Source organism: Pseudomonas sp. NFX1 (assembly GCF_051123555.1).
Classification (GTDB): Bacteria; Pseudomonadota; Gammaproteobacteria; order Pseudomonadales; family Pseudomonadaceae; genus Aquipseudomonas; species Aquipseudomonas capeferrum.
In genome coordinates, this window is the sequence record NZ_CP169366.1 from 3,220,085 (window position 1) to 3,236,662 (window position 16,578).

At 61.3% G+C, this 16,578-nt stretch carries 12 protein-coding genes; all 12 read right to left on the reverse strand.

The window, feature by feature from the left end:
• Positions 1-17 precede the first annotated feature (17 nt).
• Positions 18-878 (reverse strand): dTDP-4-dehydrorhamnose reductase family protein, encoded by an 861-nt coding sequence (locus tag DJ563_RS14430; protein WP_434517929.1) that lies wholly within the window; start codon positions 876-878, stop codon positions 18-20.
• Positions 875-2,134: a glycosyltransferase family 4 protein gene (locus DJ563_RS14435; protein ID WP_274098306.1), complete on the reverse strand. Its 1,260-nt coding sequence runs from the start codon at positions 2,132-2,134 to the stop codon at positions 875-877. The genes DJ563_RS14430 and DJ563_RS14435 overlap by 4 nt, the downstream gene beginning before the upstream one ends.
• A 518-nt stretch (positions 2,135-2,652) precedes the next feature.
• Positions 2,653-4,080, reverse strand: coding sequence for an MBL fold metallo-hydrolase RNA specificity domain-containing protein (locus tag DJ563_RS14440; protein ID WP_434517930.1), 1,428 nt, complete (start codon positions 4,078-4,080; stop codon positions 2,653-2,655).
• Between the two features lie 102 nt (positions 4,081-4,182).
• Positions 4,183-4,446, reverse strand: coding sequence for a lipopolysaccharide assembly protein LapA domain-containing protein (locus DJ563_RS14445; RefSeq protein ID WP_274098308.1), 264 nt, complete (start codon positions 4,444-4,446; stop codon positions 4,183-4,185).
• Positions 4,447-4,465: 19 nt separating this feature from the next.
• Positions 4,466-4,762 (reverse strand): integration host factor subunit beta, encoded by a 297-nt coding sequence (ihfB, locus tag DJ563_RS14450; protein ID WP_434517931.1) that lies wholly within the window; start codon positions 4,760-4,762, stop codon positions 4,466-4,468.
• Positions 4,763-5,264: 502 nt separating this feature from the next.
• Positions 5,265-6,941: a 30S ribosomal protein S1 gene (gene rpsA, locus DJ563_RS14455; protein WP_003252673.1), complete on the reverse strand. Its 1,677-nt coding sequence runs from the start codon at positions 6,939-6,941 to the stop codon at positions 5,265-5,267.
• Positions 6,942-7,065: 124 nt separating this feature from the next.
• Entirely contained in the window at positions 7,066-7,752 is a 687-nt protein-coding gene (gene cmk / locus DJ563_RS14460) for a (d)CMP kinase (RefSeq protein ID WP_033700694.1), read from the reverse strand.
• The gene (locus DJ563_RS14465) at positions 7,749-9,956 is read right to left on the reverse strand and encodes a bifunctional prephenate dehydrogenase/3-phosphoshikimate 1-carboxyvinyltransferase (protein WP_434519728.1); all 2,208 of its coding nucleotides are present in this window, start codon (positions 9,954-9,956) and stop codon (positions 7,749-7,751) included. Before DJ563_RS14465 ends, cmk begins: the two co-directional genes overlap by 4 nt.
• A gap of 109 nt (positions 9,957-10,065) precedes the next feature.
• Positions 10,066-11,160, reverse strand: coding sequence for a prephenate dehydratase (gene pheA / locus DJ563_RS14470; protein ID WP_033700696.1), 1,095 nt, complete (start codon positions 11,158-11,160; stop codon positions 10,066-10,068).
• Complete coding sequence (serC, locus tag DJ563_RS14475; RefSeq protein ID WP_033701507.1) at positions 11,160-12,245, reverse strand: 3-phosphoserine/phosphohydroxythreonine transaminase; 1,086 nt, start codon at positions 12,243-12,245, stop codon at positions 11,160-11,162. The genes pheA and serC overlap by 1 nt, the downstream gene beginning before the upstream one ends.
• Positions 12,246-12,369: 124 nt before the next feature.
• Positions 12,370-15,132 (reverse strand): DNA gyrase subunit A, encoded by a 2,763-nt coding sequence (gene gyrA, locus DJ563_RS14480; protein WP_274098309.1) that lies wholly within the window; start codon positions 15,130-15,132, stop codon positions 12,370-12,372.
• Between the two features lie 289 nt (positions 15,133-15,421).
• Entirely contained in the window at positions 15,422-16,498 is a 1,077-nt protein-coding gene (gene mtnA / locus DJ563_RS14485) for an S-methyl-5-thioribose-1-phosphate isomerase (RefSeq protein WP_434517932.1), read from the reverse strand.
• Positions 16,499-16,578: the final 80 nt, after the last annotated feature.

Consider the following 16,578-nt stretch of genomic DNA (forward strand, 5'->3'; position numbering starts at 1 on the left):
GCGCTCCTTGTAATACGTTATTGACGCTGTGCGTGCATGAATTCTATGAGCGCCGGCCAGGTTGGCGGCTGGTAGCCGGCATCGGCGCGAAAACGCGAGGAGTCCAGCGAGCGGTCGATCACCAGCTTGTCATCCGGCACGATCTGGATGTCCTTGCCGTATACCTGCGCCACTTGCTTGAGCAGCTCATATTTGTCGATAGGCTCGGCCGAGACGTGATAAAGCCCCTTCAAGGTGGGGTTTGGAATCACGTACTCCAGCATGACCCGGGCCAGCTCGGCAGTCGGCAGCCCAGAGAAGATCGCCTTGTTGAAACCTTTGACGCTGCCTTGCTGGGACAGGAACCAGTCAACCAGCGAGGCGTTGCTCTGCAATTCATGGCCAATGATCGAAGTGCGCAGCGTCACCGCATCGTCCAGGTCATGCAGTTCGCCGATGAACTTGGATTTACCGTACAGGTCGGTGCAATCGGACTCATCCTGCTCACGGTACATGCCCTTGGTACCTGAAAACACACAGTCGGTGCTGACATGGATCAGGCGCGCGCCCGCTACCCGGCACAAGGTTGCCAGCCGATGAGGCAGCATGGCGTTGATGGGCAAGGCGGTCAGCGGGTCCTTGGCATCGGCCAGTTGCTTGATCAGGCCCACGCAGTTGATCACCACGTCGGGGCTGGCTTTGGCAAACGCCGCAATCAGCGCGTCGGCATCGAGCACGTCGACCCCGGTCAACAGGCACTCTGACTGTTGTGGCGTGAAATGCCTGAGCGCGGACGAGGACCGCAGGGTGCCCAATACACGATGTTGTGAATTCGCCGAGAAATACCGGAAGACGGCGCTCCCCAACATGCCCGAGACACCCAATACCAATATGTTCATCGCGTCGTCTTGTCCTGTTCAATCCGTTGTTCGAACATTCGCACCAGTGTCTTGCACTGCGCCCTGAGTTCGAAATGTTTCAAGAAGTAGGCACGTGCCTTGGCGCCCATCTGCTCGCGCCGCTCCATGGGCATCGTCTGCATCGACTGTATGCAGGCTGCGAGCCCGGCACCGTCTTGCGCCGGGCAGGTTATACCGGCGCCAGCGTCGTTGATCACGCGGGCACCCTCGCCGTCCAGGCAACCAATGATCGGCCGGCCGGCTGCCAGATAAGCCTGCACCTTGCTTGGAATTGTAAAACTGAAAATCTCATCACGCTTGAGTGTAACCAGCAACGCCGAACTGAGCGCGAAGAGTTCAGCCATTGCCGACCGCGGGTAGGCTCCGGTGATGATCAGGTTATCCAGCCCCCACTTGTGTTTTTCTTCGCTCAGCCATGCCGCCTTGCTACCCGTGCCAACCATCACGATCCTGGCTTGCGACTGCTCGGCCTGCAGGATACGTGCGGCTTCGATGACGGTTGACAGCCCCTGGGCACTGCCCAGGTTGCCGGCAAAGACGACGCAGAAATGTGCTCGCAGCAGTGCCGTCAGCGATTCGGGCAAGGGGCTGACTTCGCCAGACTCGTCTTGCTGCAGGTAGGAATTGGGGTAGTAGTTGATCTTGTCTGCCCGCGCATAGCGCTTGACCGGCTCGATGAACGCCCGCGACTGCACCAACAACACATCGACCGCCCAGTACAGCCCGCGCACCAGCAGCCCGACAATGGACAGGAGGAACTTGTTACGCACGAAGCCGGTAGCTTCCAGGCTTTCTGGCCACAGATCCTGAACCCACAGAAAAACCGGCGCGCGGTGTACGCGCTTCATGGCGAGGGCAGGGATGACGGAAATGATCGGTGACGGCGCAAAGACGAAATAGATATCGAACTTGCTGCGCTTTGCGTGGCGCCTGAAATACCTGACACCATTGGCAACAAACGACAGGTAATTAAGGATGAGGTTTTTCGCCCCACCGTGCTTGCGCGGCCGCAGGGGCGCACGGTGAACTGTAACCGTGTCGGCGAAGCGATCTTCGACAGGATCATTGGCGGTATAACCTGGGAAAACCTCTCCACCTGGATAGTTAGGTTTGCCCGTGAACACTTCAACATGCACGCCCAGCGCACTCAACTCCCGAACGATATCATTGATGATGAAGTTCTCAGGGTAGAAATACTGGCTGACCACAGCAATTTTCAAAGGGGCTTGCGTCACACTGACTTATCCTTCTGGGCGTGGCGGTATCGGTGCTGCATGAAGTGCCCTGAACCCTCGCGGTAGCGGGCGCGGATGCTATCAGATGGCAAGCGCTGGCCTGCGGAATACAACCATTTCGCCATCACCACTAATCCACCGCCATTCCACGAACCTCGGAATACCAGGAGACAAGCAGCCCACTACTATTGTCCTAGCCACTTCCCGATGTTGACGCATGTTATTGTAGTTACCCAAGGATCGCCATCCTTTGGCCATCAATTAATAAACTGTAGCTTGCTAATGTTTTGCTGCAACCCATGCCAACACACGGCCATCAAGCTACTACCCTGCGCCAGCGGCTTCAACCCCTTGGCGCAACACCCACGATAAGTCTCTCATTTGCGATTGCAAGTTCCACACACGCGTGAAAAAAAGCTGCCATCCATCGGATCGTACGTAGCATTTCGCCGCCCAGTGTGGAGATAGATCCCTATTTGGCGAAATTGCCAACCTGCCTCTGTGCATAGCCCGGCCCGTCAAGGAACACTGACCGATACCGTATATCCCTGCTGCTTGGATTGCGCTTCAATAGCCTTGCCCAAGGTTTTTTTTGCCGCCTGCTCACCGTGAACCAGCACCACACGTCTGGCCGGCTGCGCGCCTTGCGAAGCGAACCGCACCAGCCCCGCCTGGTCGGCATGCCCCGAGTAGCCTTCGACGGTCATCACCTTCGCACGTATCTCATACCCCTGCCCGTCCAGATCAATCTGCACCAAGTCCTGTTTGCCTTCGCTTGCCTGTATGGCGGCGCCAGGCGTGCCTTTTGCCTGATAGCCAACAAAAAGCACCTCATGCCGCGGATCTTCCAGCATCGCCTTCAGGTAGTTGACGATACGGCCGCCCGAGCACATGCCATTACCCGCTAGCACGATCGCTGGGCGGCCCGTACTCTTGAGGTAATTGACCACCTGTTGGTGCCGGGCATGGGTATCAACGGCAACGAGTTGGTCGAACCCCAGCGGATTGCGCCCCTCACCCACGCGCTCCCTGGCCTCGGAGCTCCAGTAATCGTGCAGTTCACGGTAGGCGCTGGTGATGCGCTGTGCCAACGGCGAGTCGAGGATGACGGGCAACTGTGACCAATCGAGGCCATCGCGCGCGGATGCTGCCGTATCAGACAGCAATGACTTGTGATGCAGGATGTCCTCGATCTCGTACAGCAATTCCTGGGTCCGGCCGAGACTGAATGCGGGGATAAGCAGGGTTCCGTGGTCTGCCAGCGCATGATCGATGGCGGTTTCCAACTGCTGCCGGCGATTGCTGCGTTGCGGGTGCAGACGGTCACCATAGGTGCTTTCGAGTACGAGCACGTCGGCACGTTCTGGCGGCTGCACAGGGCGCAACATGGGATTACGACCGCTGCCCAGATCCCCCGAGAACACCCAACGACTATCACCCTCAACCAAGCGCACATCGCACTCTACAAAGGCAGAGCCCAGCAGGTGGCCAGCGCGCTGCAAGCGGATGCGGCAGTCGACACCAGCGCGTACGACAACATCATGCCAATGCCCGAACGGCACCGATATGATCAGCGCATCAAGGATGTCGAGATAATGTGCCACGTGTACCGGTTCACGACTGATGCTCAACCTGTACGCATCCTCCAACACCAGCGGAAGAAGCTTTGCAGAAGGTTCGCTACAGAAAATGGGGCCTCGGTAGCCAGCTGCCAGCAGCGCCGGAATACGGCCAACATGGTCGATGTGCACGTGGGTGAGGATCAGCGCCTGAACGCTACCCACGTCGAAACCAAGGGGTGCGGACTCTGCGCCCGGCGACGCATCGGCACCTTGCTCCAGACCGCAATCGATCAGCAGGCTGACACCGTGGTCAAGGTGAAGCTGGTGACAAGACCCGGTGACACCTCGGGTGCCGCCATGATGAGAAAGGACGGGGAATTCCATGCTGCCGCGTACTCGCCTGGGCCGACAATGAAGTCCGCTATTACTTCACGACAGCCGTTCCAGGCATAGAGGAAATACCCCAAGCATGCGTAAGAAATTTCCTTAGTTACCGCTTAGTGCCGCCTCACGGGCAGAAGCGCGAATTTTGCGTTTGCTGCGCTGCACACCGTAGGCGCCCAGCAGTGGGCCGACCGCCAACCCGACGACCAGCGCCGCCAGCACGAGCACCGCAACCGGCACGGCCGGTGCCGCCCAGCCAAACAGGACCAGCGAGACCGCCTGCTGATTCTCCAGCACGAAGAACAGCACCACAGCCGCCAACAACAGCACGAACACCGCCGCCAGGGCGCGCTTGAGGTTCCGCATCAGATTGCTCCTTGGTTGATCAGACTTCAGCCTCGTCTTCTTCATTGACCCGATCACGCAGCTCTTTGCCGGGCTTGAAGTGCGGCACGAATTTGCCTTCGAGGCTGACCGACTGGCCGGTCTTGGGGTTGCGGCCGACACGGGGCGCACGATAGTGCAGCGAGAAGCTGCCAAAACCGCGAATCTCGATGCGATCGCCCGTGGCGAGGCATTGTGACATCTGCTCAAGCATGGTCTTGATGGCTAGCTCCACATCCTTCGAGGAGAGCAGCCCCTGATGGGTGACAATACGTTCGATCAGCTCCGACTTCGTCATATTTTTCCCTTCGTTATCAAGCAGCTAGATCATTGCTTAACCAGTTTGTAGCACGCCGGGAAGGATTTGAACAGGGTGGTTCTTGACTTAATAAAAAAATTCAAGATTGAAGTTTTACAAGAATGGTCTAGCCGGCAAGGGCCTATGGGTGTTCTGCTGTGGATTTACGGTGACACGGCAATCGAGCGCCGCCCGCGCGACGCATCGCGAGCTGCGCTCGATCCTACGTTTGTTGCGGGCCAGTTTTTCCTGCGAGATTTGCGCGCGAACGCCTTGGCGCATGGCTCGATATCGCGTCGTACAAACAAGGCGGTCGCGCGCGCCTGTCACAGGCATGACTGGCCCAAAACAAACGTAGGAGCGAGCGCAGCTCGCGATGCGTCGCGCGGGCGGCGCTCGATCGTCCAGGCGCCCCAAAACTAACGGCGAACACCACAAAACCCACGCAAAGACAAAAAAAAGGGCGACCCGAGGGTCGCCCTTTTTACCGATCAAACAGAACTTAGTTCTGCTTGGCCATTGCTTCGCGCAGCAGCGCAGCCATGGTGGTGTCGGCAGCCGCTTCCGGAGCGTTTTTCAGGCTCTGGATGGCTTCACGCTCTTCAGCGTCGTCTTTCGATTTGATCGACAGGCTGATAACGCGGGACTTGCGGTCAACGCTGATGATCTTGGCTTCGATCTCTTCGCCTTCCTTCAGAACGTTACGCGCGTCTTCAACGCGGTCACGGCTGATTTCGGAAGCTTTCAGAGTGGCTTCGATGTCGTCGGCCAGGGTGACGATGGCGCCTTTGGCGTCAACTTCTTTCACGATGCCCTTGACGATAGCGCCCTTGTCATTGACAGCAACGAAGTTGGAGAACGGATCGTCTTCCAGCTGCTTGATGCCCAGGGAGATGCGCTCGCGCTCTGGATCGACCGACAGGATGACGGTTTCCAGCTCGTCGCCCTTCTTGAAACGACGTACGGCTTCTTCGCCGGTTTCGTTCCAGGAGATGTCGGACAGGTGAACCAGGCCGTCGATGCCGCCGTCCAGGCCAATGAAGATACCGAAGTCGGTGATCGACTTGATGGTACCGGTGATCTTGTCACCCTTGTTGAACTGGCCGGAGAAGTCTTCCCATGGGTTGGACTTGCACTGCTTGATGCCCAGGGAGATACGACGACGCTCTTCGTCGATGTCCAGAACCATGACTTCCACTTCGTCGCCAACCTGAACGACTTTCGACGGGTGGATGTTCTTGTTGGTCCAGTCCATTTCGGAAACGTGTACCAGACCTTCAACGCCTTCTTCCAGCTCAGCGAAGCAGCCGTAGTCGGTCAGGTTGGTAACGCGAGCTTGTACGCGAGTACCTTCTGGGTAGCGGGCAGTGATAGCAACCCACGGATCTTCGCCCATCTGCTTCAGACCCAGCGAAACGCGGTTGCGCTCACGGTCGAACTTCAGAACGCGAACGTCGACTTCGTCGCCAACGTTAACGATTTCGGAAGGATGCTTGATGCGCTTCCAGGCCATGTCGGTGATGTGCAGCAGGCCGTCGATACCGCCCAGGTCCACGAAGGCGCCGTAGTCGGTGAGGTTCTTGACGATACCTTTGACTTGTTGGCCTTCCTGCAGGGTCTCCAGCAGGGCTTCGCGCTCGGCGCTGTTCTCGGCTTCCAGCACGCTGCGACGGGAAACGACAACGTTGTTGCGCTTCTGGTCCAGCTTGATGACCTTGAATTCCAGCTCTTTGCCTTCCAGGTGGGTGGTGTCGCGCACAGGGCGGACATCAACCAGGGAGCCCGGCAGGAACGCACGGATGCCGTTAACGTCGACAGTGAAGCCGCCCTTAACCTTACCGTTGATAACGCCCTTGACCACTTCTTCGGCGGCGAAAGCTGCTTCCAGAACAATCCAGCACTCGGCGCGCTTGGCTTTTTCACGGGACAGTTTGGTTTCGCCAAAGCCGTCTTCGACCGCGTCCAGCGCAACGTGAACTTCGTCACCGACCTTGATGGTCAGCTCGCCAGCTTCGTTGTAGAACTGCTCGAGCGGGATGACGCCCTCGGACTTCAGGCCAGCGTGTACGGTAACCCAGTCGCCGTCGATGTCGACAACGATACCGGTGATGATCGCACCCGGCTGAAGATTGAGGGTTTTCAGGCTTTCTTCAAAGAGTTCTGCAAAGCTTTCGCTCATTTTAATTCCTGTAGATTCGGGCGAAACAGACGCCCATCGCCACATTCCAGACAATGTGGGTTTCGTTATTTAAAAGGAAAGCCGGCAGGACGTTGACTGGTGCACCTGCCTGCTCTCCTGGCTATCAGTGAAGGTCGCGTAGTGCGATCTCACTCCTGATACGTTGCAACACCTGCTCGATGGACAACTCGGTGGAGTCCAACTGAATGGCATCGGCCGCTGGTTTCAGCGGGGCCACTGCACGTTGGGTGTCACGCTCATCGCGTGCACGAATCTCATCCAGCAGACTCGACAGACTAACATCTTCGCCCTTGCCCTTCAACTGCAGGTAACGGCGACGTGCCCTCTCCTCCGCGCTGGCGGTGAGAAAGACCTTCAATGGCGCATCCGGGAACACCACGGTGCCCATGTCACGCCCGTCGGCAATCAGGCCTGGAGCTTCCTGGAATGCGCGCTGACGCATCAGCAATGCATCGCGTACGGCGGGCAGCGAAGCCACCATCGAGGCGCCCGCGCCGACGGTTTCGGTGCGGATGACGTTACTGACGTCCTCACCCTCGAGGATGATCTGTTGCAGCTTACCGGGCTCGGCCGCGATGAACTGCACATCCAGATGGGCGGCAAGCTGCTTGAGCAGCTCTTCGTTGGTCAGGTCGACACCGTGATTGCTCGCGTTGAAGGCCAGCAGACGGTACAGCGCGCCGGAGTCCAGCAGCCGCCAGCCCAGCTCGCGGGCCAGCAGCCCGGCAACCGTGCCTTTACCCGAACCGCTTGGCCCGTCGATGGTGATGACTGGCGCCTGGGTGTTCACGACTTGCCCTCTTCAGCCACACGAATGCCAACTTCGGCACACAGCGCCAGGAAGTTGGGGAACGAGGTGGCGACGTTGGCGCAGTCATGGATACGGATCGGCGCACTGGCGCGCAGCGAGGCAACGCTGAAGGCCATGGCGATACGGTGGTCACCGTGGCCGTGCACTTCACCGCCGCCAATCTGGCCGCCGTCGATGATGATGCCATCCGGGGTCGGCTCGCACTTCACGCCCAGGCTGATCAGGCCGTCGGCCATCACCTGGATACGGTCGGATTCCTTGACCCGCAGCTCTTCGGCACCGCGCAGCACGGTGCGCCCTTCGGCGCAGGCCGCGGCAACGAACAACACCGGGAACTCGTCGATGGCCAATGGCACCAGGTTTTCAGGGATATCGATACCCTTCAGCTGGGCGCCGCGCACGCGCAGGTCGGCCACCGGCTCGCCGCCGACTTCACGCTGGTTCTCCAGGGTGATATCGCCGCCCATCAGGCGCAGGATGTCGATTACACCGGTACGGGTCGGGTTGATGCCGACATGCTCGAGCACCAGCTCCGAGCCCTGGGCGATCGAGGCCGCGACCAGGAAGAACGCCGCCGACGAGATATCGGCAGGCACTTCGATGCGGGTTGCAGTGAGCTTGCCGCCGGACTGCAGCGATGCCACCGGGCCATTGGTTTGCACCGCATAACCAAAGCCACGCAGCATGCGCTCGGTGTGGTCACGGGTCGGCGCAGGCTCGGTGACGGTGGTCTTGCCTTCGGCGTACAAGCCGGCCAGCAGCAGGCACGATTTGACCTGGGCACTGGCCATCGGCAGCGTGTAGGTGAGCGCCTTGAGCTTGTGGCCACCACGAATGGTCAGCGGTGGGCGGCCTTCGGGGCCGGTCTCGACCACTGCGCCCATTTCACGCAGCGGGTTGGCCACACGGTTCATCGGGCGCTTGGACAGCGAGGCGTCACCGGTCATGGTCACGTCGAACGCCTGGCCGGCCAGCAGGCCGGACAACAGGCGCATCGAGGTGCCGGAGTTGCCCACGTAGATTGGCCCGGGTGGCGCCTTGAGGCCGTGCAGGCCGACGCCGTGAATGGTCACGCGCCCCTGGTTCGGGCCTTCGATGACCACACCCATGTCACGGAAGGCCTGCAAGGTCGCCAGCGCATCCTCACCTTCGAGGAAGCCTTCGACCTCGGTCGTGCCTTCGGCCAGCGAGCCGAGCATGATCGAGCGGTGGGAAATCGACTTGTCGCCCGGTACACGGATTCGCCCGGACAGGCGGCCACCCGGTTGGGCCAGGAAAATCAGATCGTTGGCGTTCATAGCGTCCACATAGGCCCGGCGGGCCAGGATTTTACTGAAATGCTCGCGGGCAACACGTGCGCGGGTGAATACACCCAGCAACTGGTGCCCGTCCCCTGCATCGATCGCGTCGCGCAAGGCGTCGAGATCGCTGCGATATGTATCAAGCGTGCGCAGGACAGCTTCGCGGTTGGCCAGGAAGATGTCGTGCCACATGGTCGGGTCGCTGCCAGCGATTCTCGTGAAATCGCGAAAGCCCCCCGCAGCGTACCGGAAGATCTCGAGGTTTTCATTGCGCTTGGCCAGCGAATCGACCAGGCCGAAGGCCAGCAGGTGCGGCAGATGGCTGGTGGCAGCCAGCACTTCGTCATGGCGCTCGACCGGCATGTGTTCGACATCGGCATCCAGTGCGCGCCACAGGCGGTCGACCTTGGCCAGGGCGACCGGGTCGGTTTCCGGCAGCGGCGTGAGGATGACTTTGTGGCGGCGGAACAGGGTGGCATTGGAGGCCTCTACCCCACTTTGCTCGGACCCAGCGATCGGGTGGCCGGGGACGAAGCGCGACAGCCGCTCACCCAGCACCTGGCGCGCAGCGCGAACCACATTGCCCTTGGCGCTGCCGACGTCAGTGATCACGGCGCTGCCAAGGTCGAGCAGGGCCAGGCGCGCGAGGAGCTTTTCCATGGCCAGGATGGGGACGGCCAACTGGATGACGTCGGCGCCGACACAAGCGGCGGCGAGGTCTTCTTCGCAGCGGTCGACCACGCCCAGGGCCACGGCCTGCTTGCGCGAGGGGGCATCCAGGTCGACGCCGACCACTTCGCGACACAGGCCGCTTTCACGCAGGCCCTTGGCGAAGGAGCCGCCGATCAGGCCCAGGCCTACGACGACCAGGCGCCCGATGATTGGCGCGGGTTTGTTTGTTACGGCATCTACCACGAGTGCGAACCCTGTTCAGAAATCAAGACAGTCTGTGGGGCCACTGGGGCCGCGGTGCAGCCCCCAAGGCCATCAATCAAAGCACCGCCTTCGGATACGACCCCAGCACCTTCAGCCCCACAGCCTCCTGGCTGATCTGCTCCAGCACCGCCTTGATCAACGGGTCACGGTGGTGGCCGACGAAGTCGATGAAGAACACGTAGGTCCACTTGCCGCTGCGCGACGGACGGGTCTCGATGCGGGTCAGGTCGATACCGTTCTGATGGAACGGCACCAGCAGCTCGTGCAGGGCACCTGGCTTGTTGCTCATCGAAACGATGATCGAGGTCTTGTCGTCGCCGGTCGGCGGCACTTCCTGGTTGCCGATCATCAGGAAGCGCGTCGAGTTGTCCGGACGGTCTTCGATCTTCTCGGCCAGGCGGGTCAGGCCATACAGGTTCGCCGCCATGTCGCCGGCGATCGCTGCCGAGTTCCACTCACCCTTGACCCGTTTGGCCGCCTCGGCATTGCTCGAGACCGCCACGCGCTCAACGTTCGGGTAATGCGCATCCAGCCACTTGCGGCACTGGGCCAGGGACTGAGCGTGGGAGTAGATACGGGTGATGCTGTCGGTCTTGGTGCTCTCGCCCACCAGCAAGTGGTGGTGGATGCGCAGCTCGACCTCACCACAGATCACCATGTCGTGCTCGAGGAAGCTGTCCAGGGTGTGGCTGACCGCACCCTCGGTGGAGTTTTCCACCGGCACCACGCCGAAGTTGACGGCGCCAGCCGCCACTTCGCGGAACACTTCGTCGATGGCCGCCATCGGGCGGCTGATCACGGCATGGCCGAAGTGCTTCATCGCCGCGGCCTGGGTGAAGGTGCCTTCAGGGCCCAGGTAGGCGATTTTCAGCGGCTCTTCCAGGGCCAGACAGGACGACATGATCTCGCGGAACAGCCGCGCCATCTCTTCATTGCCCAGCGGCCCCTTGTTGCGCTCCATGACCCGCTTGAGCACAGCTGCTTCGCGCTCAGGGCGGTAGAACACCGGCTTTTCGCCCTCGGCGAGCGTGGCGGTCTTGACCCTGGCCACTTCCTGGGCACAACGGGCGCGCTCACTGATCAGCTCGAGGATCTTCTCGTCGAGGCTGTCGATGCGAACGCGCAGCGCCTTCAACTCGTGTTCGGACATCAGCCGTGCTCCTTCTCAAATTCCGCCATGTAGCCAACCAGCGCCTCAACCGCTTCCAGGCCCAGGGCGTTGTAGATCGAGGCGCGCATGCCGCCGACCGAACGATGGCCCTTGAGGTTGAGCAGGCCACGGGCGTCGGCACCGGCCAGGAAGGCTTTGTCCAGGCGCTCGTCGGCCAGGCGGAACGGCACGTTCATCCACGAACGGGCATTGATGCTGATCGGGTTGGTGTAGAAGTCGCTGGCGTCGATGAAGCCGTACAGGCGGTCTTTCTTGGCGCGGTTGCGCTGCTCCATCGCTTCGACACCACCCTGCTCCTTGAGCCACTCGAAGACCAGGCCCGAGAGGTACCAGGAATAGGTGGCGGGGGTGTTGTACATCGAGCCGTTGTCGGCCGAAACCTTGTAGTCGAGCATGGTCGGGCAGCTGCTGCGGGCCCGGCCCAGCAGGTCTTCGCGAACGATCACCACCACCAGGCCGCTTGGGCCGATGTTTTTCTGCGCGCCGGCGTAGATCAGGCCGAACTGCGACACATCGATCGGGCGGGAGAGGATATCGGACGACATGTCGACCACCAGCGGAACGTCGCCGGTCTCGGGAACCCAGTCAAATTGCAGGCCACCAATGGTCTCGTTGGACGCATAGTGGACGTAAGCTGCGTTCTTGGTCAGGTTCCAGTCGTTCTGACCCGGGATAGCCAGGTAATCGTAGGGCTTGGCACTGGCGGCGACATTGATGTTGCCGAAACGACGCCCTTCCTCGATGGCCTTCTTCGACCAGATGCCAGTTTCGACGTAGTCGGCGGTACCGTTTTCCGGCAGCAGGTTCAGTGGGATTTCGGCGAACTGCTGGCTGGCACCGCCCTGCAGGAACAGGACCTTGTAGTTGGAGGGGACGGACAGCAGGTCACGCAGGTCCTGCTCGGCCTTCTCGGCGATGGCCACGTAATCGTCGCTGCGATGGCTCATTTCCATCACCGACAAGCCCTTGCCATGCCAGTCCAGCATTTCGGCCTGGGCGCGCTGCAGGACAGCGTCAGGAAGCGCAGCAGGGCCTGCGCAGAAGTTAAAGGCTCGTTTGCTCACATCCACTCTCGCTCTGCCAAAATAGAACAAATCGTCACTTGCTGGCCCCGCCCCTGTAGGAGCGGCCTGCTCAATCAGTCAAACGGGGCGACCTTGGTCGCCCCGTTCGGGTTGTTGCGTGTGCTTACTCTTGCGGTGCCTCTTCGGCGCCCGCGCCGTCATCATCGACAGCCTCCGGCGCGTCACCTTCCGGGTCCGCCTCGACCAACTCGTCGAGCTCTTCCTCGGATGGCTCCTGGATACGCTCCAGGCCGACCAGCGTTTCGTCCGCCGCCAGCTTGATCAGCGTAACACCCTGGGTGTTACGGCTCAGGCTGGACACCTCGCCAACCCGTGTCCGCACCAAGGTACCCTGGTCGGAGATGAGCATGATCTCTTCACCTTCCTGGACCTGGATGGCACCGATCAACAGACCGTTGCGCCCCTTGGTGCCCATGGCGATCACGCCCTGGCCACCACGGCCGCGACGCGGGAACTTGGACAACGGCGTACGCTTGCCGAAGCCACGCTCGGAGGCGGTGAGGATCTGCGCGCCGGACTCAGGAATCAGCATCGAAATGATCTGCTGCCCCTTGCCCAGCTTCATGCCACGCACACCACGGGCGGTACGGCCCATTTCGCGCACCACGCTCTCGGCGAAGCGGATCACCTTGCCGGCGTCGGAGAACATCATGACTTCCTTGGCACCATCGGTGATGGCCGCGGCAATCAGGGTGTCACCTTCTTTGAGCTTCAGGGCGATCAGGCCGTTGGTGCGTGGACGGGCGAACTGCACCAGCGGGGTTTTCTTGACGGTACCCGAAGCAGTCGCCATGAAGATGTACGCGCCAGTCGGCTCAGCTACCCACTCAAGGGTGTCGCCCTCTTCTTCATCGATTTCTTCCGCTTCGACCACTTCGCCTTCGATCACGCTTTCGTCGCCGTCTTCCAGCTCTTCATCCGGATCGGCGCTTTGCTGCAGGGCTTCGAGATCGATCTGCAGCATCGCGGTGATGCGCTCACCTTCTTCCAACGGCAGCAGGTTGACCAGCGGGCGGCCACGGGCAGCGCGGGAGGCCTCCGGGATCTCGTAGGTCTTCTTCCAGTACACCTTGCCCTTGCTGGAGAACAGCAACAGGGTGGCGTGGCTGTTGGCGACCAACAGGTGCTCGATGTAGTCCTCGTCCTTCACACCGGTCGCCGACTTGCCTTTGCCGCCACGGCGCTGGGCCTGGTAGGCGGACAGCGGCTGGGTCTTGGCATAGCCACCGTGGGAGATGGTCACCACGCGCTCTTCTTCCGGGATCATGTCGCCGTAGTTGAGGTCGTGGCTGGCGTTGAGGATTTCGGTGCGGCGGGCATCGCCGTATTCGGCGCGGATCGCTTCCAGCTCTTCGCGGATCACTTCCATCAGGCGCTCGGCGCTGCTGAGGATGCGGATCAGTTCGCCGATCTGCTCGAGGATTTCCTGGTACTCGGCCAGCAGCTTCTCGTGCTCGAGGCCAGTCAGGCGGTGCAGGCGCAAGTCGAGGATCGCCTGGGCCTGTTCCGGCGACAGGTAATACTTGCCTTCGCGCAGGCCGAATTGCTCTGGCAGGTCTTCAGGGCGGCAGGAGTCGGCGCCGGCGCGCTCGACCATCACCTGCACAGCGCTGGATTCCCAGGCAGTGGCAATCAACGCTTCCTTGGCTTCAGACGGCGTCGGCGAAGCCTTGATCAGGGCGATGACCGGGTCGATGTTGGACAGCGCAACCGCCTGGCCTTCAAGGATGTGGCCACGCTCGCGGGCCTTGCGCAGCTCGAACACGGTACGGCGCGTGACCACTTCACGGCGGTGACGGACGAACGCTTCGAGCAGGTCCTTGAGGTTGAGCAGGCGCGGGCGACCGTCGATCAATGCCACGACGTTGATGCCGAACACGCTCTGCAGCTGGGTCTGCTGATAGAGGTTGTTGAGCACCACCTCCGGCACCTCGCCGCGACGCAGCTCGATGACGATGCGCATGCCGTCCTTGTCGGACTCGTCGCGCAGCTCGGTGATGCCTTCGATCTTCTTCTCTTTGACCAGCTCGGCGATCTTCTCGATCAGGCGCGCCTTGTTCAGCTGGTACGGCAGCTCGGTGACGACGATCTGCTGGCGGCCACCGACCTTGTCGATGTCCTCGACCTCGGAGCGGGCACGCATGTAGATGCGGCCACGGCCGGTGCGGTAGGCCTCGATGATGCCCTGACGGCCATTGATGATGCCGGCAGTCGGGAAGTCCGGGCCCGGGATGAACTGCATCAGTTCATCGATGGTGATTTCCGCATTGTCGATCAGCGCCAGGCAGCCGTCGATGACCTCGCCGAGGTTGTGCGGCGGGATGTTGGTCGCCATGCCCACGGCGATACCGCTGGAACCGTTGACCAGCAGGTTGGGGATCCGGGTCGGCATGACCGCAGGGATCTGCTCGGTGCCATCATAGTTGGGCACCCAGTCGACAGTCTCTTTGTGCAGGTCGGCCAGCAGCTCGTGGGCCAGCTTGGCCATGCGCACTTCGGTGTATCGCATGGCTGCAGCGTTGTCGCCGTCCACCGAACCGAAGTTGCCCTGGCCGTCGACCAGCAGATAGCGCAGCGAGAACGGCTGGGCCATACGCACGATGGTGTCGTAGACCGCAGTGTCGCCGTGCGGGTGGTACTTACCGATCACGTCACCGACCACACGGGCGGACTTCTTGTACGGTTTGTTCCAGTCGTTGCCCAGTTCGCTCATCGCATAGAGAACGCGACGATGCACGGGCTTCAAGCCGTCACGTGCATCGGGCAGCGCTCGCCCGACAATCACGCTCATCGCGTAGTCGAGGTAAGACTGTCTCAGTTCGTCTTCGATATTGACCGGGAGGATTTCTTTGGCCAGTTCGCCCATGAGAAGCCTGATTCCTTTTTCTGGTGAAACTTCGCAGCTCCATCAAGGGCCGAACGAAGCTCGCCGCCGCGACGCGCAGTGGTGCGACGACTTACGACAAATCAATGAGTTGTGCCATGGATCTGCGCAAATTTGGCCGCCGTGATGGGCGGTCTTGGAAACTGCCGGATGTTATCACAAAGGCGGCCTGCAAGTGTACGCCATGGTTTCTCTGGCGCGGCGTAAATCGAGCGCCGCGCGGGCGGCGCTCGATCTCACAGCCGCCAATGATGCCGCGCCGGACACCCCTTCAGTGCAGGCGCTTGCGGCACATCAATTGAGCCAGCTTGGCGGTATCCGGGCGCTCGATCATGCCACGCTCGGTCACGATCACGTCGATCAGGTCCGCCGGGGTCACATCGAATACCGGGTTGAACACCTCGACATCCGGTGCCACGCGGGTGCCAGCGTAATCCAGCAACTCGTCGGCATCGCGCTCTTCGAGGGGGATATCCTCGCCCGTGGCCAGGTTCAGGTCGATGCTGGTGCTCGGCGCCACCACCATGAAGCGCACACCGTGGTGCATGGCACTGACCGCCAGTTGATAGGTGCCGATCTTGCTCGCCACATCGCCATTGGCGGCAATGCAGTCGGCACCGACCACCACCCAGGTAATGCCCTTGGTCTTCATCAGGTGGGCCAGGGCCGAATCGGCGCACAACGTGACCGGGATGCCTTCGTTGGCCAGCTCCCAGGCAGTCAGGCGCGAGCCTTGCAGCCAGGGGCGGGTCTCGCCGGCGTAGACCCGCTCGACCATGCCTTCCAGGTACCCCGCGCGGATCACCCCCAGCGCGGTGCCGAAGCCACCGCTGGCCAGGGCGCCGGCATTGCCGTAGGTGAGCAGGGTCTGGGCATTGCCCTGATGACGGCGAATCAGCTCGATGCCGTGCTGGGCCATGGTCAGGTTGGCTTCGCGATCGCTTTCATGGATCGCCACTGCTTCGGCCTCCAGCACCGCAAGCACGTCGTCTTCCGGGCGCAGGCGCTGCAGGCGCTCGCGCATGCGGTTCAGCGCCCAGAACAGGTTGGCAGCGGTGGGGCGCGCCTCGGCCAGGCTGAGGAAGTCCTCTTCAAGGTCGAGCTCCCAGTCGCCGCCCTCGGCCAGCCGCTCTTCCAGGGCCAGGACCAGGCCGTAGGCCGCGGCAATACCGATGGCCGATGCGCCGCGCACGGCCATGTCACGGATCGCTGCCACCACCTGCGCAATATTGTCGCAGGCCAGCCAGCATTCCTGCGACGGCAGCAAGCGCTGGTCGAGCAGATGCAGAACGCCGCCTTGCCAGCGGATCGCGGTCACCTTCTCCGCCGCCAAAAGTCGCTCGCGCATCGCCTCTCCCCGTCGTTCGGATATCAAAAGCCGGCGATTATAGCGACCCTCGGCCTTGAGCGCTCGGGTATACTCCGGCC